Genomic DNA, 25433 nt, shown 5'->3' with positions numbered 1-25433 from the left:
CGGACGCGCCGGGGCGGGAAGAGGGCGATGCAACAGACCGCGCAGGCTGTCCAGGGCGTGATTATCGGGCGGCCGACGTCTGACGCGGAATTCGCCGGCACAACCTACGTCGCCGCCGATCTTGCGAGGAATGTCCCGCTGCCGGAACGGGATACTGCCGTGACCTGGCCCCGCTTCGATGACGGCAGTTCGTGTGCAGTTGAATTTCGTGAACTGCCGGTGGAGGCTGAAGGTGGAAAGGTTGTGAGCCGCCGGATCGCAGTCCCGGTCCGCAGCGCGACTGTTGGGCGCCGAGGAGAGGCCTATCAGGCGAGCGTGCAGCCGGAGCGCTTCATTCCGGAGACGGTGGAGGCTCTTGCCTTACCGAACGTCTGGACCCGCGGAGATGTTTTGAACTGGCTTGCGCATGGTCTTGTGGTGATACAAGCGCTGCCATCCAGCCATATCTATCCAGCAGGCGCGCAGGCGCAGGCTCTGCCGATCGTCCGCGAGGCCACTGAATCTTATGGGTGGGCGGAGGCGCGGCCACGCTGGACGCCTGACATCACCGACATTGCCATGATGGAAATAACGCTTGGTTGGACTGGAAGGCTCCGCAACGAGCGTCACAGAAAAGCCCTGTTGATGTTCTGTTCCGGGATGTCATCGGCGGCGATTGCACGGGCTTTGAACTACAGTTATAGGGGCTACGGGAAGGTGCTCGCGATGGAAGCGGCAGACCTTTTGGCGATCGCGCTAAACGAGGAGCGGGGTTCAGCATCTTAGAGTCGGGGCCTACGGGTTCGCGAAAGCCCAATGGTGGCTTTCAACCCAAAGCGGTCGTTTAGACTGAGCGGGACTCGATCAGATAACCAAAATACGGGTCATCGGAGAAACAAAATGTTCTGGCCCATTGGTGGGATCGCGCTTTGACACCAGGCAGAAGTAGGGCCTGCGATTTTAGCAAGCATTTGACGTGTTGACCGCAGCCTATAGTCAAGTGCGTGCGATAGCGCTGCATCGCACCAAATACGACTAATTTGATAATGTGTTTCGCTAAAACACCCCCTCTGCTTCCCGTTGGCATAAGGAGCAATATAAGGGGAGCCTCACATGGAAAAACCTGTCGCCCAGCTTGACTGCATCCACATGCCGAGTGATCCGCCATCGGCCCTAGTCGAAACCCTGCAAAAAGAGGTCTTCTATAGAGACGATGTCGAGATCGGTCTCGGCCTATCATTCCACTGCTACAGGCAGATCTTCGAACATCTCCGATCACACGGAACGGTGCTAGAGTTTACGCAGTACGACGATTGATATTGCGCTTCATCAAGCAGCCTGTCCAAGACGGTCACGCCGAAGATGTTGGCATGGCTAGAACACCCCAGCCTTTCGTATGACTGGGGTGTTCTATGAATTGATTCCTGTCAGCTAAAACTGCCGATAGCAATTATTAATTGAAAACATATTTGTCCGTCGCAACGTCACTCGACCATCAAACTACCTGGCTTTCCATTATGACCGCCGCCGCCATGAGGGATGGTGGAATGCGCTCAATCTGTTAATGCACGCCATGTTAATACTTGGCACAACCTTAAGATGCACATGGATTCTCGAAAAGTATGGATAATTCGTATATATACTAATGATTTAGCGATCTCATTCGCTGGTATCCTTCCAGGATGAATGAACACAGATATTGATTTTCAATTATTGATACACACAAGTTTACCTATCATTATACGACATCGTAAATTAGGCGATAAATTCTCGCCTTAAAAAAATGGATTCCTGCAATGCGAAGGGGAATGGTTATGGTTGAATATATAAAATTTGGTCCGGTTATCGCGATACTGACAGCAGCAGTGACGCCCTCGCTATTGGGAATGTCGTATCAGTACTCAATCTTAAAGGAGTTCGGCGTGAGTATATTTAACTACACCGAGCCAACGGACTTTTTTATTTCAGCCGTCAATATATTTAATCTAAGATTGGAATATTTACAAAGTAATTTTACTAATATTGAGCGCTCGCCAATGTTTTACATTATTGTAGTATTTTTTTAACGGTGAATTTCGTGCTTTTTGCGATAAAATTAAACTGTACTGACAAAATTCTCCCCGAAAAATACTTCTATTATATAATCACCAATATTCTTATTTTGACGGTTCTATTTTTTTTGCACTTTTCTATTAATTTTTTACACTATAGATCGCAATTAAATGCATACATTATAGCAACTTCGACCAAAAATGTATATAATGTAGATAATTTCCGAGAATTAACTTGTGAATTCACTGTATATTTACTTGATTTTTCTGGTGACGGGGAAAAAATTGACAATCTAAGAATAATAACCAGCTTAAATTCAACAATATTTTTCTACAAAAGGGACGCCCCGAAGGCTAAACGCGTCGTAATCATTCGGAGACAATTGATTTCTTATCTATCCGGATGCTCACGTCCGGACGCATAGCCTAGGAACCAACTATGCAGAACCTGCCTCTGGACGACAGCAGTTAATAAGCAGCGGTGTCAGCGCCCTGACGCACGGCTGGAGAGCGATAAAACGCAGAGAAGCCAAAGCATGTGGCGGGAGGAGATCTATCAGTCCGAGTACTAGGACGCTACTGCTAGGACAACAAGGGTCCGATGCTGGATGCGATCGATGGGCGCCATGCGGTTGCCCATTCAGTGTAATGGTGACTGTCTCTCCGGAACGCTTGGCTCCCCTCATCCTGGCAACACTCGACCCAAAGCGGTCGCTCGAGCTTGTAACCTGAGCCTCGCAAACTCCTCCATTTTGAATAGAGACCGTCACCCGAGTGGAGACGAATTACATAAAGCGCAACCGGTTCAGTGAAGAGCAGATCAGGCCAAGGGGTCGCACGGGAGATTGACGGACTGATCTGACAGCGTGAAGCCCCTCAACTGACCATCGTCAGTCACAACGGCACGGAACTGACCAACATGGTGCCCCAGCGCTGGGCAAGCCGATGCAGAACGCCTTCGGAGATTGCCATCACATCAACAACAAGCCATCAATTGATGCCCGGACCCTACCAATAGCCGGAGGAAACTCGGAACTCAGGTCAATGAATTCGGATGACCCAATGTTTTATGCACACTCAGGCACGTCTGGCGACAAGAGTGACTGGCAGATTTTAAAGGATCATTTGGCCCAAGTTGCCGAAATAGCTGCAAGCATGGGAGCACCGCTTGGATTAGAAGAAGCGGCCCGTCTCGCCGGGCTGCTACATGATCTCGGCAAATATACACCTGAGTTCCAAAAGCGGCTGACCGGCGCGGATATCAGGGTCGATCACTCTACGGCCGGGGCTGCAATCCTGTTGGGGGATTTGGCTAACGGGCGCGACAAGGGGGTTGCGGAACTGGTCGCCTACTGTATCGCCGGTCACCATGCGGGCCTTCCGGACCGCCTGAACGAGACGGCGGCCTGCCTCAACCGCCGCGTCGAGAGTTTCGGCGCGGATCTCGACCCTGTCTGGAAATCAGAGCTCGCGATAGATGCGACCAGGTTGGTGCCGAATCTTACGAAAGGACCGGACCTGGAGGCGGTTGCGTTCCGTCTTTCGGTCGTGACGCGGATGATTTTTTCCTGCCTGGTGGATGCCGATTTCAAAGATACCGAGGCATTTTACGCAGCCTTAGAGGGTAGGCAGGTCGATCGAATGTGGCCTTCGCTACAGGAACTGCTGCCGAAATTCCTGCAATCGTTCGAGACCGATATGCAGAGCCGGAGCAGCAATGCGACCGCGCTCAACCGACTGCGTGCGGATATTCTCACACATGTTAGGGCAGGTGCTCAGAGGGAGCCGGGGCTGTTCACCCTGACCGTCCCTACCGGCGGCGGCAAAACGCTAGCGTCGTTGGCGTTCGCGCTAGATCACGCGCGGACTTATGGCCACACCAGGATCATCTATGCCATTCCGTTTACCTCGATCGTCGATCAAACGGCCGACATTTTCCGTAGCATCTTGGGTGACGATAATGTGCTGGAGCACCACTCGGCAATCGACGAGGAGCGGTTCGATCCCAAGGCGTACCACGAGAGCCGAGATAAGCTGAAACTGGCAATGGAGGATTGGGCGGCCCCAGTCGTCGTCACCACCAATGTGCAACTGTTCGAGAGCCTATTCGCCGCCCGGACCTCTCGGGCACGCAAGGTCCACAACATCGCGAACAGCGTTATCATTCTGGACGAGGCGCAGATGATCCCGCGGCCTCTGCTAAAACCCTGCATGCGCATGCTTGACGAACTGGCGCTGAACTTCGGCTGCACGATCGTGCTGTGCACCGCGACCCAGCCCGCGCTCGACCAACGCAAGCTTGAGGGCGGGCTGCCGCTGGAAGGGCGCGAACTGGCGCCGGATCCGAACAGGCTGAACGACAAGCTCAGGCGTACGCGGATCGTTCGTGCCGGACCGATGAGCAACGCGGCGCTGCTCACAGAACTCGAGGTTGCCTCGCGTGTGCTGGTGATCGTCAACAGCCGCAAGCATGCGTTAGAGCTTTTCCGCGAGGCGGAGGAGGCGGGGTTGCCGGGCGTGGTGCATCTGTCTACCCGGCAGTATGCCGCTCACCGGCGCCGGATACTTGCCGACGTGCGGGACCGGCTGGAGACCGAAAAGCCGTGTCGGCTGATCGCCACCAGCCTGATCGAAGCGGGGGTCGATGTCGATTTTCCTCGGGTCCTGCGAGCCGAGGCGGGGCTCGACGCGATCATCCAGGCGGCGGGCCGCTGCAATCGCGAGGGCAAGCGCCTTGTCGAGGAGAGCATCGTGTCGGTTTTCTCGACGCCCGACTATTCCTCGCCGGCCGAGATCCGAAGCCTTGTCGCCGACATGCAGCGCATGCTGACCCGGCACGAGGATCTGCTGTCGCTTGCCGCCATCAAGGACTATTTCGCCGAGGTTTACTGGCGGTTGGGCGAGCAACTGGACAGCAAGGGCATCTTGCAGAGGTTCATACTCGATCGGCGAGGCTTTACCGATTTCGCGTTCCGGTCTGCAGCCGATGATTTTTGCATGGTTGAAAGCGATATGGTGCCCGTGATCGTCGCCAACGAAGAGGCGCCGCAAAAATATGTAGGCGAACTAGAGTTTGGCGGCAAAACCTCTAGAAATATCGCACAAAAGTTGCAAAGTTATATCGTTCAAATGCCTTTAAATGCACGGGACCTTATGGTCCGGAACGGCCATGTCTCGTTCATCCGGCCAGATTTGAGAGGGGATCAGTTTGCGGTGTTGCACTCCAAGAGTTTGTATCGGGAAGAGGTTGGTTTGATTTGGGAAGATGCTGACTACCTGTCGATCGAGAGCATGATAATCTGATGGCCTACGGAGTTCGCTTAAAAGTTTGGGGTGATTACGCCTGCTTCACGCGACCGGAGATGAAGGTCGAGCGGGTGTCATACGACGTAATGACCCCGTCGGCGGCGCGCGGCATTCTCGAGGCGATACATTGGAAGCCGGCGATCCGTTGGGTTGTGGATGCGATCCATGTGCTGGAGCCGATCCGGTTCCAGTCGGTCCGCCGCAACGAGGTCGGAAGCAAGGCCCTGTCGGGCAAGATCAAGAGCGCCATGAAGCGCGGCGACCTCGGGCGGCTCCAGTTGCGAGTCGACGAGGATCGCCAGCAACGCGCCTCGACCGTTCTGGTCAAGCCCGCCTATGTGATCGAAGCGAATTTCATGCTGACGGAGAAGGCGGGTGAGGACGACAATGAGGGAAAGCATCTCGATACCTTCAACCGGCGGGCCGGGCGCGGTCAGTGCTTTCATCAGCCCTGCCTCGGCACCCGCGAGTTCGCCGCCCACTTCGAGCTGATTGCGCCCGATGCGGACTTGCCGGCATCGATCGACGAAAGCCGCGATCTGGGCTTCATGCTGTGGGATATCGATCATCACGCGAAGGATCGGCCCTCGCTGTTTTTCCGGGCCGCTCTTGAGAGTGGCGTGCTCAAAGTGCCTCGGCCAAATTCGCCGGAAATCCGTCGATGAGCATTCTCGCGTCCCTGGTGAAGGCTTACGAACGGATGCCCGATGCGCCGCCGATCGGATTCTCTCCGCAGCAAGTCGGCTTTTTGATCTCGCTGTACGAAGACGGTTCGGTCGCCCATGTGGTGGATTTGCGGGACGGGAAAGGCAGCAAGCTGCGCCCCCGGAGGATGTTGGTGCCGCAGCCGGTCAAGCGCGCATCGAACATTGCCGCCAACACGTTCTGGGACAAGACCGCCTATGTGTTGGGCGTGACGGCCGGAGATGGCAAGCGCACGGCCGCCGAGCACGCAGCCTTCGTGACACACCATGTCGACATGCTGAAGGAGACGACGGATCCGGGATTGCTGGCGCTGCGCCGGTTTCTGGAAAGCTGGAGGCCCGAGCACTTCACGCCGCCCGGTTGGCCGGGGGCCATGAAAGACCAGAATGTTGTGTTCGCCCTGGAAAGCGATCGGTTGCAGAATACCCGGCTACATGATCGGCCGGCGGCCAAGGTCCTATGGGAGAAGGTGTCAGCCGAGGGCGCCGGAGCCGCGCAGATTTGCCTGGTGAGCGGCAATCTTGCACCGGTGGCGAGGCTGCATCACTCGATCAAGGGGGTGTGGGGCGCGCAATCCTCCGGTGCCGCGCTGGTTTCCTTCAACCTCGACGCTTTCAGCTCCTACGGCCATGTACAGGGCGCTAATGCGCCCGTCTCCGATGCGGCGGTCTTTGCCTATACCTCCGCACTCAACCGCTTTCTGGAGCCTGACAGCGGTCACCGGGTGCAGATTGGCGATACGTCGACCGTATTCTGGGCGCACGCGCCAAGCACTGCAGCGGCGGAACTCGCCGAAAGCCTGGCCGCAGCTTATCTGGATCCGAAAATCGACAATGAAACGGACAATAAAACGTCTGATTCAACAGAAGCCTCAGCGGAGGCGACAAAGTCGATCGGCATCCAGTTGGAGCGTATCCGCAAGGGGGAACCCCTAAAGGAGGTCGAGCCGGAATTGGACGCGGATGTGCGTTTCCACATTCTTGGCTTGGCGCCCAATGCCGCAAGGCTGTCGGTCCGGTTTTATTTCGAGGGTCGCTTTGGCGTACTGACCCGGAACTATCAGCGGTTCGTCGAAGAGATGCGCATCGAGCCGCCGCCGCTCCACGCATACCCGCCTTTATGGCGGTACCTGTCCGAACTGGCGGTCCAAGGCAAACGCGAGAACGTGCCGCCCAATCTCGCCGGGGAATGGATGCGCTCTATTCTGTCGGGCAGCCGGTATCCACTGACGTTGTTGTCGAGCGTCCTCACACGCATCCGCGCCGACGGCGAAGTAAACGCGCTGCGGATCGGCATCCTGAAAGCAGTGCTCATTCGAAACTTCAAAAGGGAGGCTCCCGTGGCTCTCGACCCGGACAATACAAACAAAGGGTACCTGCTCGGCCGTCTGTTCGCGACTTATGAGCAGGTGCAGAGGGCGGCCCTAGGCTCCAAGGTCAACTCCACGATCAAGGACAAGTTCTACGGCTCCGCCTCGGCCCAGCCGCGGAAGGTGTTCGCGATGCTCGAGAGCGGCTCGGCCAATCACCTGTCCAAGCTCGGCAAGCAATCGCGCGGTTTCAAGGTCAATCTGGAAAAGCAGATCGGCGAGATCATGGACCGGATGGCGCCGGATCAGGATCCGTTTCCGGCTTCGCTACCTTCCGAAGATCAGGCCCTGTTCGGCCTCGGCTATTACCACCAGCGCAACGAATTCTTCAAGAAAACGGCCGAAACCGCCGACAACCGGGAGATTGCTGAATGAGCCCCCTTGCCAATCGCTACGACTTCGCCCTGATCTTCGAGGTGACCAACGGCAATCCGAACGGTGATCCCGACGCCGGGAATCTGCCGCGGCTCGATCCGGAGACCAACAAAGGGCAGGTCTCCGATGTCAGCCTCAAGCGCAAGATCCGGAATTACGTCGAGCTGGCCCGAGCCGGCGAGGAGGGCTTCCATATCTACGTGCAGGACGGTGCGATCCTCAACGATCAGCACCGCAAGGCCTATCGCGCGCTGCGACCCGACGATCCGAAGGTGGACAAGGACGCCAAGCTTAACCCGAAGGACGATGCAGAGGCGATCAAGCTCCGCGATTTCATGTGCCTGAACTTCTTCGACGTACGGACCTTCGGCGCCGTCATGTCGACCGGCGTCAATTGCGGTCAGGTCAGGGGGCCGGTGCAGATCACCTTTGCGACCTCGGTCGAGCCGATCATGCCGCTGGAAATCACGATCACCAGGATGGCTGCTACCAACGAGGCGGAAAAGAAGCAGAAGGCCGAAGGTGAGGACGGCGACGGCCGCACCGATAACCGCACCATGGGCCGCAAGCATATCGTGCCCTATGGGCTTTATGTCGCGCACGGTTTCATTTCGTCAAAGTTCTCGGAGCGGACGGGCTTCTCTCAGGCGGATCTCGACCTCCTTTGGGAAGCGCTGTGCAACATGTTCGAGCATGACCGCTCGGCGGCGCGCGGGGAAATGGCGACCCGCAAGCTGATCGTCTTCAAGCATGAGAATGCGCTCGGCAATGCGCCGGCCCATGTGCTTTTCGACCGCGTCAAGATCGGCCGCAATGTCGATGGCGCATTCCGCGCGATAGATGACAAGGGGATCGGCAACGAGCCGCCGGCTCGGAAATTTTCCGATTATGTGGTCGAGGTCGACGAGAGCGGGCTGAAGGACATCGGCGTCGAAGTCCACTATCCCGGCGGGTTGTAGGCTCCGGAGGGGTGTGGAAGATGGTATCGGCCGCTGCGGGGACGCAGAAGGGAGCGGGCGAGCCCATTCCCCTCTCCGCCCTGCAACATGCGGTTTACTGCCTGCGTCAGGCGGCGCTCATCCATCTGGAGCGGCTTTGGGCGGAAAACCGGTTCACAGCGGAGGGGCAGGTTCTGCATGCCGTGGCGGACAAGGGCGGTAGCCGCAAGGCCGCCGGCCTGCGTCGGGTCATGGCTTTGCCGCTGTCGTGCCGGCGGCTCAACATTTCCGGCATCGCCGATGTCGTTGAGTTCCATCCGGACGCGGACGGTCGCGAGGTGCCCTATCCGATCGAGTACAAGCGGGGCAAGCCGAAGCGGCACCGGGCCGACGAGGTGCAGCTCTGCGCCCAGGCCTTCTGTCTCGAGGAGATGACCGGCATACCGGTGCCGGAGGGAGCGTTGTTCTACGCCGGAACGAAACGGCGGGTCGTCGTTCCGGTCGATGACGATTTGCGCGGGCTAACCGAGGAGACGATCGCGGCGTTCGCGGAGATTCTCGACCTCGGCCGGACGCCGCCGCCGACCTTGAAGCGCGAGCGTTGTCGGGCCTGTTCGCTCGAGGAACTCTGCCGTCCGGATATCGTGGCCAAACCGGCGAAGGCTTGGCGGGACCGCATGGTCGACAAGCTTCCGTCCTAGGAGGCGCGCGTCGTGAAGAAATTGCTCAACACCGTCTACATTACCACCGAGGGTGCTGCGTTGCGCAAGGACGGCGAGAACCTGGTGGCCGACGTTGACGGTGAGGAGCGGGCACGTGTGCCGTTCCACATGCTGGCCTCGATTGTCGTGTTCGGCGGCATCTACGTCTCACCTGCCTTGATGGCGGCGACTTCGGCCGCGGGCATCACGCTGGTTCTGCTCGACCGTCAAGGCCGCTTTCAGTCGCGTATCGAGGGGCCGGTGACCGGCAACGTGCTGCTGCGCCGGGCTCAGTACAAAGCATCGGACGCGCCTATCGAGATCGTCCGGTCCATTGTCATCGGCAAGGTGATGAACCAGCGCTCGGTGCTGATGCGCTCGCTACGGGATTACGGCGACGAATATGCGCCAAACGACAGTCTGTCGATCGTCAAGGTGACCGAACGGCTGGCGCGGATCATCCGCCGGGTGAAACTGTCCGACGATACGACCGACATGTTGCGGGGCTCGGAAGGGGAGGCGGCCGGTCTCTATTTTTCGGTTTTTGATCATCTGATCCGCTCGCCGGATCCGGAGCTTTGCTGGACCGGCCGGTCGCGGCGCCCGCCGCTCGATCCGGTCAATGCCCTGTTGTCGTTTCTCTATACCCTGCTGACCCATGATTGCCGATCGGCCTGCGAGAGCGTCGGGCTTGACCCGGCGGTCGGGTTCCTGCATCGCGAACGCCCGGGGCGGCCCTCGCTGGCCCTGGACCTGATGGAGGAAATGCGCCCGGTGATGGCCGATCGGCTTGCCCTGTCGCTGCTCAATCGGCGGCAACTGCGGGCCGGGGATTTCGAGATCCGCGATGGTGGTGCAGTGATGATGTCGGATGAGGCTCGAAAGACCGTGCTGACCGCCTGGCAGGAACGCAAGAAGGAGGAACGGTTACATCCGTTTCTCGAGGAACGGGCGCCGCTCGGTTTGGTGGCGTATCTGCAAGCACAGATGCTGGCGCGCCATCTGCGTGGTGACCTGGATGCGTACCCCCCTTGGCTCTGGAAATAGGCGTCCTTGTTCTGAAAATGGGATTTTCGCGATGCTCGTGCTGGTGACCTACGATGTGCGTACCTCGGAGGAGGACGGCCCCAGGCGTCTTCGCGCCGTCGCGAAAGCGTGTCGCGATTATGGCCAGCGGGTACAATATTCCGTATTCGAGATTGAGGTCGACCCGGCACTGTGGACAAGGTTGAAGGCTCGGCTTGAAGCCGTAATCGACCCTGAATTCGATAGCCTGCGTTATTATTATCTCGGCGCCAACTGGCAGCGTAAGGTCGAGCATGTCGGCGCAAAGCCCACAATCGATCTCGGCGGCACGCTGATCGTTTGACCACTCTACTCTGTTGGCGGCGCATGGGAAGATCGGTGCGAACCTCAAGCGTGCCGCAGAATGCCGACGGGTTCGCACCAAACCTCAGTTATTTGAAATTGTGAGATTTTTTTCCAAGGTCGCCCTCGGGGCCGTCTCCACGACCGCATAGGCAGTGTCGCCGTGAAGAGTTCGCGGATATGACCGACTTTGCGCATGTCGCACAATAAGTTACACGACATGCGGTCGCCCCCTTCGCGGGGGCGTGGATAGAAACACTGCGCCGCCGTCAGTCGGTGTGTTATTGGGTGTGTCGCCCCCTTCGCGGGGGCGTGGATAGAAACATGAACGAAGGCATTCACCTAGGTACGGATAGCTGTCGCCCCCTTCGCGGGGGCGTGGATAGAAACACCGATTACACGGGTGCGCTCGACCGGCGCATGAACGTCGCCCCCTTCGCGGGGGCGTGGATAGAAACTGATACTCCGGCGCTGTGAAGGCCTCAACGTCCGGTCGCCCCCTTCGCGGGGGCGTGGATAGAAACCAAGGCAAGTAGCCAGAACGTATCTCAAGAAACAGTCGCCCCCTTCGCGGGGGCGTGGATAGAAACAAGGCATCCTACGGACACCCAGGCGAGAACTTCGTCGCCCCCTTCGCGGGGGCGTGGATAGAAACGCGCACGAGGGGCTCGACTTCGACGCGCAAGGATCGTCGCCCCCTTCGCGGGGGCGTGGATAGAAACCGTAATGACCTGCATTCAGGCCGACCCTACGCATGTCGCCCTCTTCGCGGGGGCGTGGATAGAAACCGGGTATTCGAGCACGAACCCGTACCTGCCAAAGAGTCGCCCCCTTCGCGGGGGCGTGGATAGAAACGCTATAAGGCAGGGCACGCAAACAACGCCTCTGATGTCGCCCCCTTCGCGGGGGCGTGGATAGAAACAGGTAGATGAAGCGGTCCTGATAACCCTGCCGGAAGTCGCCCCCTTCGCGGGGGCGTGGATAGAAACTACTACGGCCGGTGGCATGCCCTCGGCGGCCTCGTCGCCCCCTTCGCGGGGGCGTGGATAGAAACCAGCGCGTCGAGATCCAAGCCCTCGATGGCCTCGTCGCCCCCTTCGCGGGGGCGTGGATAGAAACTACCTAGTGGACGGCGGCACCGACACGCGAGACAGGTCGCCCCCTTCGCGGGGGCGTGGATAGAAACGGCCACCACAGACCGCCAAAACCGCCGCCGTCTTGTCGCCCCCTTCGCGGGGCGTGGATAGAAACGTCTGAGCAGTGCCCACAAGCGGAAGCTTCGAAAAACGATGACCGTCCGCTTCCCACCTTGCAGAGCCAGATGGCCCATTGGCTGGCAGCGACCCGGAGGGACCAATTGAGGTGATAATGCGCCTAGTTGCTATGGAGAGGAGTGAAGATCCGCCTTCGGACTCCTCTCGCGAGCGCTCAGCGGGTGAGCACCACTACCGCGCCTTGAAGTTTCTCGCGGATTATCTCCGAGCCGGAATATACCTTCTCATCAATGGAAGTTTCGCTAAGCAGCTGCGATGCGCGATTTAGCTGGAAAACGAGCGCCACCTTCTCAGGCTGTGTCAGTGCCTTCGAGCGAATTTCCACAAAAGCGGGGATTTCGCCAATCACTTCAATCGCATAGTGCCGATGGCTCTGATCCGCGATCATGTCCGTCACAGTATGGATGGAGGATAGAATCTCTTCGAAACCTTCGACGAGGTCGCTCTGACTTTCAATTTCCTGCAATAGGTAGATGCTCAACGCTTGGGTATCGAGTTGAAAAGTCTTGAATCCGTCGAGTTTTCTCGCCCGCTCGTAACCGGCACGGAGAAACATCCGCGCCTTGGGCAAATCGCCCGATGATTTCATGAAGAGTGCGTACTGAAGCCAGAACAGCGGCTCGTCGTTGATCGCCGTATCGTTCGACAGGCGAACAAAGTGCCGATCAAGCGCTTCATCTGATGCAGCCTGGAACTTCAGGAAGCGTTGCAACGTTGAGAACTTCATCAACTCTCCGGCCAAGCGGCGGTGCGCTCGATCCGTCCGCCTCCGCGTTGAGGCAGTTGAGATTTGGTAGCAGCCGTCCAAGACATCGTTGGGAGGGAAGATGCGCTGAATCAGAAACTCAGATAGCAGTGCTGAGCGCATTTCGACCCGGTCATCGTGAACGTCCAGAATATCGTTCGCGATACCCCTCGCGCCTCGCAGTTCGATATAAATATCACGTCCGGCGAGTTCTTGGAGATAGTCGTCGCTCATTTCGACGCCCGTCCATTTAATCAGTGCCGCGAACACTAAAATCTGTTTAATGCTAGAGGGAATAGCGACAACTACGTCGTGTATTTTCTCTCTAATCTCCGAATGATTATAGAGCTGCGTAACGATGTCGCGAATTTCTCGCGCTGACCGAACGACTTCCTCGAGATCATCAACCTGAGCTCCGGCCCGACGAAGTATTTTGAGGAGCTGCTCGCGATCGCTATCGCCGAAACTGTTGAGATTTACGCGCTTGATCGCCTGTGGCAGCCGTTGGACGATCTCGTGATACCGGACCTCCTGCTGGCCGGTTCTCACGGTGACTACAAACCTTGCCGCCGGGGCGCCGGCGGCAACGCGCTCGATGTTTTCGATTGCCGCATCATAGTCATCGAAAATCACAAGAACGCGATTATGCGTAGCGACAACTTCGAGATCCTGCGCCAGATTCCGTCCTGCACGCCGCCAGAGCAGGCAGGTATAGCCCTTTGTTGTGGCCTTCGCTGCAAGAATCGAAGCGAAAATAGTTTTCCCGTTACCGAGCTTGGAGTGGACTAAAACTGTTCTCGCGTCCTTGAGATATTCAAGGGTGTCTTCTATCAGTTCGCTTCGAGGTGCGACGTAACTGGAATCGCTGCGCGTGTTAAAAAAGCGACTTTGGCTGAACGTCCCAAAACTGACGAGGTTGATGATTTCAACCGGTGTCGGATCGGCTAGAGTTTTAGAGTCTAGGCCTGGACGCAGATATTTGAAAGACTGCAACGCATTCAAACTCTGCGGGCGCTCAGGCTTCGGGAGCGTCTTGGAAAGTTCGGCAAATTTTTCAAACCCTACCGGAACGATCTCTCCATAATCTGAGGCACGCCTAACAAAACTGGGCTTCGGACCTTCGCGGGTCACGAAATACGTCCGTTTAACGGACTCCTCGCCAGCGGTCATCAAGCCGGTGATGTGGTGATCACTAAGGCTGAAACCCATGAAGTAACACGCTTCGAACGTTCGTCGATCGTGCTTGAATTCGTCAAACCATTTCGGAAACTGATGCGCAATGGCATCATAGGAGCGGCTGTTGAGGATCAACTGATCGGCGGCATTTTCCTCGCGAGCTTTACGAATTGACCCGTGGAGGTGAACAGCAAATGCTGGAGGCAAATTGCGCTGGCGTGGTTCGTCGAACGTGAAGATGGGGAAATTCGGTCCTTTGACCAAATTCACTATGTCGTCGTAGTTCGTTGTATATATCCGCGCCCATGGGAGCGACACGATGTTGCGCTGGTAATCCAGTGCCTTCGATATCGTAAATGTTTCATACAAGAGCTCGTAGAGGCTTAAATCAGACCTACTCAGAAATTCATCTGCCGCCGATTTGAGATCCAAATCGTTGGGATCTTCATCGAGTGCTTCTGCCAGTCGCGCTAAGAGGGGATGGCCGGCCGGAACTGGGCTTCCAGCGATGCTCGTTGCGTTGGCCGAAAATCCAGAACCCAAGAATAGGATTGAATTCGCAGGATCAAGTACTTCGATCGGCATATCACCCTCCACCCAACATAGTATGACGCATAGATAACTCTTGCAGGCAAAATCAAAGGTCGGCGCGGGCTACCTAAAAAGTGTCGGTTCGATGCTCGCCGGTACTCAGTGTCCCGAAAGTTGTAGCGACGGCACTGTCCTGCGACAATCTTTTGGTGTAGCAGACACACAGCCCTCTCCAGCTCCTCGCCGTCCAATGCGAGCCAAGCGGATGTAAGTCGGCGGCATATCTTTGCTACGCCTTCACACTGCCGTTTTCGAAGTACGCGCCACAAGTTTGAGAGGCGACTTTCGGCGCAATGCCGCCTTGGTCGAGACTGGTGCCAACGACCGCTCCCCACCCTTCAGAGCCAGACGGTGGGCGCTTCTTGTCACTTTTCAATCGTTATCTGCGACTACTCGTACACAAACTGACACAGGTAAATGATCGCTATATATTCTCCGAAACTTGTCGAAGTTCCCGTCTGGGATCAGACTGCGCCACACTTTCGCTTGTTTATACGGTAGCTCTTCGCCGACCAGCCCGTTGCCGTGTCCAGATTTCGTTGTAGCAATTATATAATCAATAGGGCTTCCATAGTTTAGTGGAACACCCGCGAGCCTAGTAGCCGAGTAAGCACCTTTCTTTGCGAGAACGCGCCAGTTTCCTCGATTAAAGTCTTTGAAAAATCTCTCTCGGTACTGGTCGAAGGCATTTGCGTTGAGGTCTCCAGCCAGGATGATGTCATCTTCATCCTTCGGCAGCAGGCGATCCCGACCTCGTAGGGCTCGAAGCTCGCCGCGGAGTCTCTTCATCGCCGCGTCGTGATTCTTAGTTTTCCTTTGACCTGATGCGAGGTGCAAACCGACGACAACGAGATCGTTCATTCTGTTGCCGTTTTTGAGAAAGACAAATCGCCCGGCCAATGGGTCTCGATTGAATATGTCGGCACCACCCACTTTGCTCTCTTTGATGTAGATTTCTTTGAGGGCCAATGGTTTTACGTACCGAGTGTTCCATAGCAAAGCCACACGCTGGCTGCCACCGCGCCCACCTTTTAAGCCGATAAAGTATTTCCACTCGGTTCCGAGACGTTTTGTTAGCTCGTCGAGCTCTTTAGAGGTTCGTTTGTTCCGGACTCCGTTGATCTCGTTCAAGATGAGAAGACGGGCCTGAATTTTGTTTTGGATTGCGTCAGCGATTGCGTTTCGCTGGGCAGGTGTGCGTGCCTCGTAAGATGGTCCACCATCCGTGTTCTCAGGAAAACCCCTCGATTTACCGAAGCCAAAATGCTCCAGGTTCCAACTTGCCACATTATAGCAGTCCTCTGCCAATGCTGGACTAGCAATGTAACTGGCGGCGCCAACGGCGGCTATGACAACAAAACGCACAAATGGGTGGCTCAACATCGCCTATATCCTTTATGTTGATCGTCTGTAGGTCGGCCTCTCAATTAAATCTCATCGGCTATCGGGTTCTCTGTACTCGGCGTAACTCATAGCGATGGTGGTGTATGCATTCGAGCCGGTGGCTATTTACCAAGGTGCTCTTTGATAAGCGCCAGGGCCTCTTTCAGGCCTTCGCCTCGTCCTATTTCTTCCGCGCGAAGCCTGAAGCCTCTCGCGATAGTGAGCTTTTTCTCCTCGTTGGCCGCATCTGTAATTCTCTCGTGGATAGCTGCTAGTAATCGATCAACCTGATCCGTATTCATTCATATTCCCCCAAAAATCCGGATCCATGATGCGCAGTTTAATTTTGTATCATGAACTCGTGCAAAATCATTTTACAAGCTATGGGGGCATGGCAATATTATGCGGCTCTCATGAAGAGTTCGACATTTTTTGGGGGCTTTGAGCCCGGATCCCGCTTTTAACAAAATTCTGAGGGCTGATCGCAGTGAGGGAGCCCGAGCGAAGTTGAGATCCTTGAGATCGTCTATCAGCATGTGGTGCCCCTCATTTCCCTAGCCTTGGCAGTTAGGATGGAACAGTTCGTCGGTATCGATATTTCGCGTGATAATCTGGACGTGGCGGTCTGGCCTGAATCCGAATTTCAAAGATTTGCTAATTCAAGCGATGGCATCGAGGAGCTGGTTGCCAAGCTCCTCGAACTTAACCCGACCCTTGTTGTCTATGAACCGATGGGCCCAATGGGGCGGCGCGTCGTCGCAGCGATGTCAGCTGCCGGGATACCTTCGGCTGGAATCAATCCCTGGCGAATACGTAGCTTCGCCAGGGCGATGAGTCGGCGGAGTAAAACCGACCGTCTGGATGCCATCACGATTGCGGAATTCGCAGGAACGATGAGGCCCACCGCAACGGAAGCCCCGAACAAACAGGAACTCGAGCTGCATGACTTAGTGGGGCGCCGACGGCAAATGTCAGAGATGAACCGCGATGAAAAAATCCGCAAGGCGCATGCCGGCTCGGAAGAGGCGGAACTCTCGATCGACCTGCATCTTGAATGGATAGGGAAGGAGATTGCGCGGATCGATACTCTTATCGACAATGCCATTGAACAGCGTCTCGATTGGAGCCAGAAGCGCGCGTTGCTCATGACTTTTAAAGGCATCGGACCTGTTGTCTCGGCTGTACTGGTCGCGGACTTGCCCGAGCTTGGCCTTTTAGGCCGCGGTCAGATTGCTTCGCTTGTGGGACTTGCGCCAATGCCATGGGAGAGTGGTTTGGCTGTAGGGAGGCGACGCATAAAGGGTGGACGCAAGCGTGTTAGGAACGCGCTTTTCATATGCTCTATGTCGGCCGTCGCACGTAATTCGAAGATGCGTGAGTATTTCAAACGGTTGAGAGAAAAAGGGAAGCCACCCAAAGTTGCCCGTGTCGCAGTTATGCGCAAAATATTGATTATTCTCAATTCAATGATGCGGGATGGCCAAGCGTGGGATCCGGGTAGATAAGCTCACCTTTGAAAGGTGGCGGCGGGGCAAACAAGTAAGGACGCCTTTATTGAGGCATTTCGGATGAGGTGCTCCCGCCGCCTTTGGTGCTTCCTAATTTTGCCTGCTAGAAAAGTTGTGGAGCTTCTAGCTCATTTTATGGCGCTAGCTTCATAGGCAGCGACTTAAGATCATCGTTTTCTGCAATAAGAGCCAGAGGCATTCTGGATGCTCAAAACAGCAAAGCGCTCGGACAAGTAAACGGGTATGGCTGGGCTGTGTTTCGGGGGCGCTCTAATCGTCATTGTTTTAGGCGATTGAAATGCCTGTCATCGTCGACCTCGCGTGGCCTTAACGGCCTCTATGATTGTCGGTAAAAGACAGTCATCCCTAGACAATTGATGCAGCTGCTGTGAGCGTTGAGAACGTGGGGCGGTTTTTTAAAAAATTGACCATGGGTAGTATCCTTTCTCGCGAAAAACTCCTGTTGGCCTGAGGCAAATGGTTTTCGCCTTATCTCCATTGTCGTATAATGATAGGTAGCGGCGTATGTATCAATAAATGAAAATTGAGCGCCAAACCTCATCGGGTTTTGTGATCTGATGTGAGGCAAGAATTATGAATTTCTGAAATAAAACACATATTATTCTTAATGCTATCGCGAAGTGCGCTGATTCTATGGTCGCAATAAATTGCCATCGAAACAGCGCAGCCTTGCGCTTGAGTAGGCTCTCCCAGCATCACGAGACGAAGCGCGCTGGCGAAGGAAGAAATGCCGATTTTTAGACAGCCGACTGAAGCAGCGGCGAAAATGTTAATTCGATTAAAACATGAGCGCCGCTGCTTTAGATGCCTGGAATTAGCTCATAGGCAATCCCAACTTATTGCGTGACTTTGATGTTTCAGCCATATCGGCTAGTTCAGCGCTGCCGTTCTTGGGAATGGTGCCGATCAATTCTTCGGGTTTTGTATATTCTAAAACCATTCCATGTGACCGCAGGTGCTCGTAGATCCGCCGGTAGCAATGAAATGAAAGGCCTAGTCCGATCTCGACGTCGTCATTGTAGAAAACATCTCTTTGCAAAGTTTCGACTAGATTGGACGGCGGTTCGCTCGGCATACGGATGTAGTCAATTTGGGCCATAGGTTTCACCATTTGAGACTCCCCTTCGATAGCTCATTGAAGCAATGGACAGCGGAGGGCGATTTTTGAATTTGAGGAGACTTTCCAGCCCGTAGAATGGCGCTCCGGTGAAAAAGAGACGGACACGCAATGCCCTATTTCTGGCAAGCAGCAGATGGGGGACTCATTTGTCTTCTCGTTGATCTTGTAAAGAGAGAGCAGACCAACAGCCATGTTTCAGATTTGTCTGCTGTACCACAAGAAATGACCGACAAGCTCTCGAAGAGGCGAAGGCATCATGAACCTGAAGTTTTTAAGGAACAGAAAGAACGCGACCAACTGAAACTGTTTGATTAATGGGGGTGAGTCCTGGTCAGCGAAGAAAATAGGAAGGCTCCGCATTTCGTACTATACATTTGGGCCAAATCTATACATAGTATGTGTCATTGTTGAACAATCGTGTTTGAAGCCCGCCGGTTTATCCCGTGCGGGTTTTTTAGTGCTGTTTTCTCCACGGTGGCGTCTTGGGAAAGATGGCCGTCATAGCAAGAGTGCTGATTGGGCTATCTGGTCAGCTGCGAGTTGTGAAATCCTTGTGACAGTGAGGCGAAATGAAGCGTCCAGGCTCTCTTCGTCTTGCCGCACCAGATAGGCACCGCCGCAAGCGCTACGATAAGCGCCGACGCGGGAGCGAGGCGCGGTCCTGGTATAAGACGGCTCGGTGGAGGCGGATGCGCGCAGCACAATTGAACAGCGAGCCGCTGTGTCTGTTCTGCTTGAATGAGGGCCGCACGACGGCAGCCAATATCTGCGATCACGTAAAACCGCATCGGGGCGACGAGAACCTGTTTTTCGATGCGTCGAATCTTCAATCGCTCTGCAAAACGCACCACGACGGCGCGAAACAGCGGATTGAGCGCTCAGGGTCTGCGTGAATGCGTGAATTAGTGCCAAACTGGCCCCAAAAGCCCCAAGGGTAGGGGGCGTCTGATCCATCCGGGCATGGTCTCGGGGACCGGCGTGGGGGTCAAATTTTTGCGCGTGCAAATTAAAATTTCCGACTGAATTAAAATTTCGGTGCGGAATTAAAATTTCTGAACGAATTAAAATTTCTGGCTCGATCGTAGTTTCTGGAGACTGGTTGTCATGGCACAACGCGGACGCAAGACCACACCTCCGAGCGAGAAACGCCGGCGCGGTACTGCGCAGCCATCACGTGATATTGCTGTCGTGCTCGATGTGGCGAATTCGGACTCTACCGGAGAGAAGGTCCAAATTCCTGACGGCATTCCAACCTCCGCTGAGATCATCTGGAAAGACTACGCGCCGGCCGCTGAGAGAATGGGGACACTGAAACCATGCGATGCCATGAGTTTCGGCCAATGGTGCGTGATGACCGCGCATTTACAGGCGGCCTGGTCCATTCGGGGTGAAAACGGTGAGGACGGAAGCGTTCCCATACCATCCTCTTACATTCAGCAGTGGCGGACGCTTGGCGAAATGTTCGGGCTTGTTGGATTGAAGTCGCGCGTTGTTTCTGGCGGTAAGCCAGCGGGAGACGAGTGCGGGGGTGCTCAGTCATCCGCCAATCCCTTCGCGCGCAACGGTAAGCGATAGTTACCAACTCATTTGATGGCTGACGAGAAGCGGGACTATGTCGCGATTGCAAACGCATTCGCGCATGAAGCGGCGCGCGATCGCAGCGGCAAGAAGCACTGCAAATTCGTTCGGCAGGCTGCGAAGCGACACCTGGACGATCTGAAAAAAAAGCGCTGGCCGTATGAGTTCGATGAATGGCACGCGGTCGATGTCTGCGATTTCATCGAAAAGTTGCCGCACATTCAGGGTGTCTGGGAGACGGCAACGATCCAGCTTGAGCCAGCACAGGTTTTCATCCTGTGCGTTGTGTTTGGCTGGCGGGAGAAGAAGACCGGGCTGCGGCGCTTCAAGAGTGTCTATATCGAGATGGCGAGGAAGGGAGCCAAATCGACGCTGACTGCAGGCGTTGCGCTGTACTGCCTGTGCTGTGAGGACGAGCCCGGCCCGGAAATCATCATCGGGGCGACCACGGGCGCGCAGGCCAAGAAGGTTTTCGGCCCGGCCAAGAAGATGGTGGAGCGGACGCCGGCGCTGCAGGAACACTTTGCGGTCAAGGCCTGGGCCAATTCGATCAGTTGCGGTGCGAATGACGGCATTGTGCAGCCGATCAACTCGAAGAGTTCGACGCAGGATGGCTGGAACCCGCATGTCGGAATCCTGGACGAGCTGCACGCACACAAGGATCGCGGGCTTTTCGATGTTATCAAGTCGGCTTTCGGAGCGCGGGAACAACCGCTGCTCTGGATCATTACGACGGCTGGCTACAACACGGCGGGTGTCTGTTACGAGCAACGCCAGTATGTGACCAAAGTGCTCGAGGGCATCCTCGAGGCGGACCATTATTTCGGGATCATCTTCACCCTCGATGAGGGCGATGATCCTTACGACGAGACGAAGTGGATCAAGGCGAACCCCATGATCGGGGTGACGCCTAAACTCTCGACCATGCGCGACTACGCCCGGGACGCTATGGCGTCGCCGGCATCGGAAGGGGAGTTCAAGACCAAGCGGCTGAACATGTGGCTGAACGCCGCATCGGCCTGGTTGAACATGACCGCCTGGAAGAAATGCGCGGATACGGATCTGGACTGGTCTGACTTCGAAGGGCTCGAGTGTTTCATTGGCGGCGACCTTGCCGACAAGGATGACATAACGGCGATCCTTCTTTCCGCGATCACGCCCGATGACTGCCTGCTTATCAAGCCGGTGTTTTATCTGCCGGAAGCGGTTCTGGAAGATGCCGAAAATTCGCAGGGGACCGGGATCGCGCCTTATCGGGCGTGGCGTGATCAGGGTTTCCTGAACCTGACGCCAGGTGACTGGGTCGACCATGACGTTATCGAGCAGCAAATCGTGGAGTGGATCGAAACCTTTTCGGTTCGGCACGTGACGTTTGACCAGTTCGCCGCGGCGCAGGCCATGGCGTCTCGTCTGAACCGGGAGATGGCATCGCCTGACAACCCGATTGCGTCGATCCTGCACAAGTCAGCGCCGAATGTGACGGATCCGGCAAAGGATCTGGAGCGGCGGGTAAAGGCCAGAATACCGAAGTCCCGTCTGATCCATGACGGCAACCCGATTATGACCTGGATGGCATCAAACGCAGTGGTCACGCGCCACGTGAATGGTTCGATCATTCCGAAGAAAGAGTCGCCTATGTCGCCAAATAAGATCGACGGCATTGATGCGATTGTGAATGCCATTGCTCCGGTCATACAGGGCGAAATCGAGGACAGCGTGTCTGTCTATGAGGATCGCGGAATTAGGTCGATATAGGAGTTCGGATGTCTGTTGCAGATCGTCTGCGATCGCTGTTTCGGCCGGTCGAGAAATCCAGTCTGGGAACGCTCCAGAACCCCACAGAACCATTCCTCGAATTGGTGGGCGGCAGGAGAACGCCATCGGGCGAGCGGGTAACAGACAGCACGGCTATGTGTGTGTCTGCGGTCTATGCCTGTGTACGGGTGATCGCTGAAGATGTCGGCAAACTGCCGTTGAATTTGTGGCGCCGGCGGAAGGACGGGGGCCGGGATCCTGCAACGGATCATCCGCTGTATGGGATACTGAAGCGCCCGAACCAGCATATGACGATGCAGTCATTCAACATGGCCCAGGCAGCGGCGCTTGGGTTTCGCGGCAATGCTATTTCGGTGATTTTGCGGGACCAATATGGCCGCCCGACCGGACTTTGGCCGGTCCATCCCGGATCGGTCACGCTCTACGAGGCAACGGATGGGAGCTTGTTCTATTCGATAGCGCGGTCGGGCACGCTGGAAACGGCGATGCTCGGAAGCAAGCCGATGATGGTTCCGGCCTATGACGTCATGCACGTCAAGGGCTTGACCTTCGACGGGATGGTAGGGCTGTCGCCGCTGGCCCAAATGCGCGCCACCATTGGCAACGCAATCGCCGGGGAGAAATTGAGCGGCTACATGATGGCGAACGGTGCGTCTCCGTCTGGAGTCCTGGTGCATCCTAAACAGCTATCCGACCCAGCGGCGCGGCGCCTTGAGAAATCATGGGCGGAACGTCAGTCGGGCCTGGAGAACGCAGGCAAGACGCCAGTGCTCGAGGAGGGCATGGAGTGGAAAGCTGTTGGCATGAGCAGTGTCGACGCGCAGTTCCTGGAACAACGGAAGTTCAGCATTGAGGAAATAGCCCGGGCGTTCCGTGTTCCATTGAGCATGATTGGCATGCTGGACCGGATGACGAACAACAACGCCTCGGAATCAACGCGGTCCTACTATGACCAGAGTCTAATGCCGGTTCTGGAGGCGTTCGAGGCTGAATACAGCCGAGCCTTCGATCTTCCAGAAGATCACTTTGTAGAATTTGAGGTGAGCCGTTTGCTGCGGGCCAATTTCAAGGCGCGACAGGAAGGTAATCGGATGCAGGTCATGGGCGGTTCGATGACGCCGAATGAGTGGCGTCTCGAGGAGGGCCGCAACCCGACGCCAGGCGGCGACGTCTATGCCCGGCCGCTCAATACGGCCTTTGTTGATGCAGAAGGCAATCACGTCATGACGACGCCTGCAGGCGGCAAGGATCCGGTTGTAAACGATGACGACGAGCCCGCGGGGAACGCGGAGGAAGGTGCGGAAAATGTCGATCAGTCGTGAATATGTTGGCGGTATAGCCAAGGCCGTTGGTGAGCGGCAGGTGCGGGTTGTGGTCTCCACGTCTTCGCTGGATCGTGACGGCGATATCATCGAGGTCAAAGGTATCGATCTGGCGGCCTACCGGCTGAACCCGATTGTCCTGAATCAGCATCGCCGCGCCGAACCGATTGCGCGCTGTACTGATATCCGCATCAAGGGGGACACGATCGAGGCCACGGTGCAGTTCCCGGACGAAGGGGTGTCCCCCAAAAGCGACGAGGTCTACGGGCTGATCAAGGCGGAAATTCTGAACGCGGTTTCGATCGGCATCATTCCGCTCGAATGGTCGAACATGGATGACAAGGAACCCTGGCGCGGCAAGCGTTACAACAAATCCGAGATGATCGAATTCAGCGTTGTTTCTGTTCCCGCCAACTCCGAAGCGCTGATTGTGGAGCGCGGCCAGTTGTCGTCGGTCGATCAGTTGGCGTTGGCGCTCAAGAATATCGCACTGATGACGGAAAAACGGGAAACGGCGCCGGTTGCCCCAGTGCCCGCCCCCCCGGCGGAGCCGGAGAACGACGAATCCGATGCGGATGAGCAGGTGCCGGACGCGGCTGCGATCAAGGCCGCGACACAAGCCCGCATGCGCCGGGCCGCGGCGAAGGTGAAGTCCGCTCTCTGATCCTGACAATCGAGTCCCCTCCGGATGGCGGAGGGCAACCAAGCCGCCTTTTCAGGCGGCTTTTTTTAATGGCGTTGAAAGGAGATTTCCAATGCCGACCATTCTTGAACTCCGCCAGGCTCTGGCTGATGCGGAAGAAAAACTGAAGGGTCTCGGTGAGACGCTGGTTAAAGCGGCCGCTGAAGCCGAATCCGATAAGGACGAAGACCATGTTGCCGCGAATGAAGCTTTCGATGAGCAAAAGAAAGCCGTCGATGACTTGAAAGGCAAAATCGCCCGGATGGAAGACGCAGAGCGGAAATCCGCCGAAACTGCCGTCGTTCGCGCAGTTCCGGAAGGCACCGTTGCGAAGGCGCCCGTGCAGATCCGGACGGATGCCGACAACGAAGCAATCAAGGCCGCGCCGGTCCGCCGACTTCTTTCCGACATGATGGTGAAGCATCACGGGGCCGGGTTTGATCCGGAAGCCTGGCTCGAGCGCAGTTATGGCGAAACCGCCGCCGCTGTGGTGAAGGCGGGACAGCAGCTGACCGACTACAGTACCGGCGGCGCTGTGGTCATGCCGGATTTTGCGGGCACGATCATTTCGGGCCTCGAGAATATGACAGTCGTCCGCCGGATGAACCCGCAGGTTCTGAACGTACCGGGCACGCTTATCCTTCCGACTGAGGTGGATTCCCCGAACGGCGGTTGGACCGGAGAGAATGATGCTGTCGAGCCGGGTCAGTTCAAATTCGGCGATATCCGTCTGGATCCGAAGCGCCTGCCGATCGAAGCGGTCATTTCTCGGAAACTCCTGAACGCGGCGAACTCCAGTCAGTCGGCGGTCCGCAATCTTGAGGGATATGTGGTACGGCGTCTCCGTGAAAAGACAGCCGTCAACGAGGATGCCGGTTTCCTGCGTGGTGCTGGAACGGAGCATGTCCCGCTCGGTATTCGGCGCCAGATCATCGAAGCGCACGTCAAGGTTATGACGGGGGCAACCCCGGCTGAAATCGAAGCCGACCTTCGCAGTCTGGTCACGATGCTCGAAGTCGCGAACATCATGATTACGGATGGGCACTGGGTCATGGCCCCGCGCACGCGCGGTTTTCTGGCGGACCTTCGGGATGCAAACGGAAACAAGATTTATCCGAGCATCGACGCGAAGAACACGCTGCTCGGATACCCGATCCAGCGGACCAACCAGATTCCGACCAACCTGGGCGGCGGCGCGGAAACCGAAATCATGTTCGGCAATGGCCCGTCGGCGATCATCGCCAATGGCAGCGATGCGGAAGTGCGGCTGTCGACTGAGGGCTCATACCAGTCCGGCGGTAATCATCATTCGCTGAATCAGCGGAACGAAATGATGATCCACATGGAGATGGAGGGCGACATCAAGCTTGAGCGCCCCACGGCCTTTTCGGTGCTGACTGGCGTCACTTACTAGGGCTTGCCCTTGCGCAACGGACCGACCGGGTCCGTTGCTCCCCCTCAAATC

At 56.3% G+C, this 25433-nt stretch carries 19 protein-coding genes and 1 CRISPR repeat array; of the genes, 15 read left to right on the top strand and 4 right to left on the bottom strand.

Annotated elements, in window-relative coordinates:
- The first annotated feature begins 27 nt into the window (after nucleotides 1–27).
- The 9 genes from IG629_RS07195 (at nucleotide 28) to cas2 (ending at nucleotide 10793) form a co-directional block, all read left to right on the top strand.
- Complete coding sequence (locus tag IG629_RS07195) at nucleotides 28–765, top strand: hypothetical protein (protein ID WP_193171279.1); 738 nt, start codon at nucleotides 28–30, stop codon at nucleotides 763–765.
- A gap of 327 nt (nucleotides 766–1092) precedes the next feature.
- Nucleotides 1093–1296: a hypothetical protein gene (locus tag IG629_RS07190; RefSeq protein WP_193171278.1), complete on the top strand. Its 204-nt coding sequence runs from the start codon at nucleotides 1093–1095 to the stop codon at nucleotides 1294–1296.
- A gap of 1679 nt (nucleotides 1297–2975) precedes the next feature.
- Entirely contained in the window at nucleotides 2976–5333 is a 2358-nt protein-coding gene (gene cas3 / locus IG629_RS07185) for a CRISPR-associated helicase Cas3' (protein WP_226886515.1), read from the top strand.
- Nucleotides 5333–6001, top strand: coding sequence for a type I-C CRISPR-associated protein Cas5c (gene cas5c / locus IG629_RS07180; RefSeq protein WP_193171277.1), 669 nt, complete (start codon nucleotides 5333–5335; stop codon nucleotides 5999–6001). Before cas3 ends, cas5c begins: the two co-directional genes overlap by 1 nt.
- Entirely contained in the window at nucleotides 5998–7785 is a 1788-nt protein-coding gene (gene cas8c, locus IG629_RS07175) for a type I-C CRISPR-associated protein Cas8c/Csd1 (RefSeq protein WP_193171276.1), read from the top strand. The genes cas5c and cas8c overlap by 4 nt, the downstream gene beginning before the upstream one ends.
- The gene (gene cas7c / locus IG629_RS07170; RefSeq protein WP_193171275.1) at nucleotides 7782–8744 is read left to right on the top strand and encodes a type I-C CRISPR-associated protein Cas7/Csd2; all 963 of its coding nucleotides are present in this window, start codon (nucleotides 7782–7784) and stop codon (nucleotides 8742–8744) included. The genes cas8c and cas7c overlap by 4 nt, the downstream gene beginning before the upstream one ends.
- Nucleotides 8745–8764: 20 nt before the next feature.
- Complete coding sequence (gene cas4 / locus IG629_RS07165; RefSeq protein WP_193171274.1) at nucleotides 8765–9424, top strand: CRISPR-associated protein Cas4; 660 nt, start codon at nucleotides 8765–8767, stop codon at nucleotides 9422–9424.
- Nucleotides 9425–9436: 12 nt separating this feature from the next.
- Nucleotides 9437–10471 carry a type I-C CRISPR-associated endonuclease Cas1c gene (cas1c, locus tag IG629_RS07160; protein WP_193171273.1) on the top strand — a complete coding sequence of 345 codons (1035 nt, stop codon included), beginning with the start codon at nucleotides 9437–9439 and terminating at the stop codon, nucleotides 10469–10471.
- A 31-nt stretch (nucleotides 10472–10502) separates the two neighbouring features.
- On the top strand, nucleotides 10503–10793 hold the full coding sequence (cas2, locus tag IG629_RS07155; protein WP_193171272.1) for a CRISPR-associated endonuclease Cas2: 291 nt from the start codon (nucleotides 10503–10505) through the stop codon (nucleotides 10791–10793).
- Nucleotides 10794–11017: 224 nt separating this feature from the next.
- A CRISPR array of direct repeats spans nucleotides 11018–11978; the repeat unit is 32 nt; unit sequence GTCGCCCCCTTCGCGGGGGCGTGGATAGAAAC.
- Nucleotides 11979–12220: 242 nt separating this feature from the next.
- On the opposite strand, the gene IG629_RS07150 is transcribed toward cas2, so the two are convergent.
- The 3 genes from IG629_RS07150 to IG629_RS07140 all read right to left on the bottom strand — a co-directional run bounded on the left by IG629_RS07150 (nucleotide 12221) and on the right by IG629_RS07140 (nucleotide 16263).
- A complete protein-coding gene (locus tag IG629_RS07150) occupies nucleotides 12221–14572 on the bottom strand; it encodes an SIR2 family protein (protein WP_193171271.1) in 2352 nt (783 codons plus the stop codon).
- Between the two features lie 378 nt (nucleotides 14573–14950).
- Entirely contained in the window at nucleotides 14951–15961 is a 1011-nt protein-coding gene (locus IG629_RS07145) for an endonuclease/exonuclease/phosphatase family protein (RefSeq protein WP_193171270.1), read from the bottom strand.
- Nucleotides 15962–16083: 122 nt separating this feature from the next.
- On the bottom strand, nucleotides 16084–16263 hold the full coding sequence (locus IG629_RS07140; protein WP_193171269.1) for a hypothetical protein: 180 nt from the start codon (nucleotides 16261–16263) through the stop codon (nucleotides 16084–16086).
- A 270-nt stretch (nucleotides 16264–16533) separates the two neighbouring features.
- On the opposite strand from IG629_RS07140, the gene IG629_RS07135 reads away from it, so the two are divergent.
- On the top strand, nucleotides 16534–17466 hold the full coding sequence (locus IG629_RS07135) for an IS110 family RNA-guided transposase (protein ID WP_193171268.1): 933 nt from the start codon (nucleotides 16534–16536) through the stop codon (nucleotides 17464–17466).
- Nucleotides 17467–18304: 838 nt separating this feature from the next.
- Here the strand turns inward: IG629_RS07135 and IG629_RS07130 are convergent.
- On the bottom strand, nucleotides 18305–18601 hold the full coding sequence (locus tag IG629_RS07130) for a hypothetical protein (protein WP_193171267.1): 297 nt from the start codon (nucleotides 18599–18601) through the stop codon (nucleotides 18305–18307).
- A 1113-nt stretch (nucleotides 18602–19714) separates the two neighbouring features.
- On the opposite strand from IG629_RS07130, the gene IG629_RS07125 reads away from it, so the two are divergent.
- The 5 genes from IG629_RS07125 (at nucleotide 19715) to IG629_RS07105 (ending at nucleotide 25382) form a co-directional block, all read left to right on the top strand.
- Complete coding sequence (locus IG629_RS07125) at nucleotides 19715–20185, top strand: hypothetical protein (protein WP_193171266.1); 471 nt, start codon at nucleotides 19715–19717, stop codon at nucleotides 20183–20185.
- 15 nt (nucleotides 20186–20200) lie between these two features.
- The gene (locus IG629_RS07120; RefSeq protein WP_193171265.1) at nucleotides 20201–21943 is read left to right on the top strand and encodes a terminase large subunit; all 1743 of its coding nucleotides are present in this window, start codon (nucleotides 20201–20203) and stop codon (nucleotides 21941–21943) included.
- Between the two features lie 8 nt (nucleotides 21944–21951).
- A complete protein-coding gene (locus IG629_RS07115) occupies nucleotides 21952–23286 on the top strand; it encodes a phage portal protein (protein WP_193171264.1) in 1335 nt (444 codons plus the stop codon).
- Nucleotides 23270–23950 carry an HK97 family phage prohead protease gene (locus IG629_RS07110; RefSeq protein ID WP_193171263.1) on the top strand — a complete coding sequence of 227 codons (681 nt, stop codon included), beginning with the start codon at nucleotides 23270–23272 and terminating at the stop codon, nucleotides 23948–23950. Before IG629_RS07115 ends, IG629_RS07110 begins: the two co-directional genes overlap by 17 nt.
- Before the next feature lie 91 nt (nucleotides 23951–24041).
- On the top strand, nucleotides 24042–25382 hold the full coding sequence (locus tag IG629_RS07105; RefSeq protein WP_193171262.1) for a phage major capsid protein: 1341 nt from the start codon (nucleotides 24042–24044) through the stop codon (nucleotides 25380–25382).
- Nucleotides 25383–25433: the final 51 nt, after the last annotated feature.

This window comes from Nisaea nitritireducens (assembly GCF_014904795.1).
GTDB lineage: Bacteria > Pseudomonadota > Alphaproteobacteria > Thalassobaculales > Thalassobaculaceae > Nisaea > Nisaea nitritireducens.
This window is presented reverse-complemented; position numbering and strand designations above follow the sequence as displayed.

What these genes read in the sequence shown, in the direction of transcription:
- IG629_RS07195 (WP_193171279.1), top strand. Translation starts at nt 28, where the DNA reads ATGCAACAGACCGCGCAGGCTGTCCAGGGCGTGATTATCGGGCGGCCG.
- IG629_RS07190 (WP_193171278.1), top strand. Translation starts at nt 1,093, where the DNA reads ATGGAAAAACCTGTCGCCCAGCTTGACTGCATCCACATGCCGAGTGAT.
- cas3 (WP_226886515.1), top strand. Translation starts at nt 2,976, where the DNA reads ATGCAGAACGCCTTCGGAGATTGCCATCACATCAACAACAAGCCATCA.
- cas5c (WP_193171277.1), top strand. Translation starts at nt 5,333, where the DNA reads ATGGCCTACGGAGTTCGCTTAAAAGTTTGGGGTGATTACGCCTGCTTC.
- cas8c (WP_193171276.1), top strand. Translation starts at nt 5,998, where the DNA reads ATGAGCATTCTCGCGTCCCTGGTGAAGGCTTACGAACGGATGCCCGAT.
- cas7c (WP_193171275.1), top strand. Translation starts at nt 7,782, where the DNA reads ATGAGCCCCCTTGCCAATCGCTACGACTTCGCCCTGATCTTCGAGGTG.
- cas4 (WP_193171274.1), top strand. Translation starts at nt 8,765, where the DNA reads ATGGTATCGGCCGCTGCGGGGACGCAGAAGGGAGCGGGCGAGCCCATT.
- cas2 (WP_193171272.1), top strand. Translation starts at nt 10,503, where the DNA reads ATGCTCGTGCTGGTGACCTACGATGTGCGTACCTCGGAGGAGGACGGC.
- IG629_RS07150 (WP_193171271.1), bottom strand. Translation starts at nt 14,572, where the DNA reads ATGCCGATCGAAGTACTTGATCCTGCGAATTCAATCCTATTCTTGGGT.
- IG629_RS07145 (WP_193171270.1), bottom strand. Translation starts at nt 15,961, where the DNA reads ATGTTGAGCCACCCATTTGTGCGTTTTGTTGTCATAGCCGCCGTTGGC.
- IG629_RS07140 (WP_193171269.1), bottom strand. Translation starts at nt 16,263, where the DNA reads ATGAATACGGATCAGGTTGATCGATTACTAGCAGCTATCCACGAGAGA.
- IG629_RS07135 (WP_193171268.1), top strand. Translation starts at nt 16,534, where the DNA reads ATGGAACAGTTCGTCGGTATCGATATTTCGCGTGATAATCTGGACGTG.
- IG629_RS07130 (WP_193171267.1), bottom strand. Translation starts at nt 18,601, where the DNA reads ATGGTGAAACCTATGGCCCAAATTGACTACATCCGTATGCCGAGCGAA.
- IG629_RS07125 (WP_193171266.1), top strand. Translation starts at nt 19,715, where the DNA reads ATGGCACAACGCGGACGCAAGACCACACCTCCGAGCGAGAAACGCCGG.
- IG629_RS07120 (WP_193171265.1), top strand. Translation starts at nt 20,201, where the DNA reads ATGGCTGACGAGAAGCGGGACTATGTCGCGATTGCAAACGCATTCGCG.
- IG629_RS07115 (WP_193171264.1), top strand. Translation starts at nt 21,952, where the DNA reads ATGTCTGTTGCAGATCGTCTGCGATCGCTGTTTCGGCCGGTCGAGAAA.
- IG629_RS07110 (WP_193171263.1), top strand. Translation starts at nt 23,270, where the DNA reads ATGTCGATCAGTCGTGAATATGTTGGCGGTATAGCCAAGGCCGTTGGT.
- IG629_RS07105 (WP_193171262.1), top strand. Translation starts at nt 24,042, where the DNA reads ATGCCGACCATTCTTGAACTCCGCCAGGCTCTGGCTGATGCGGAAGAA.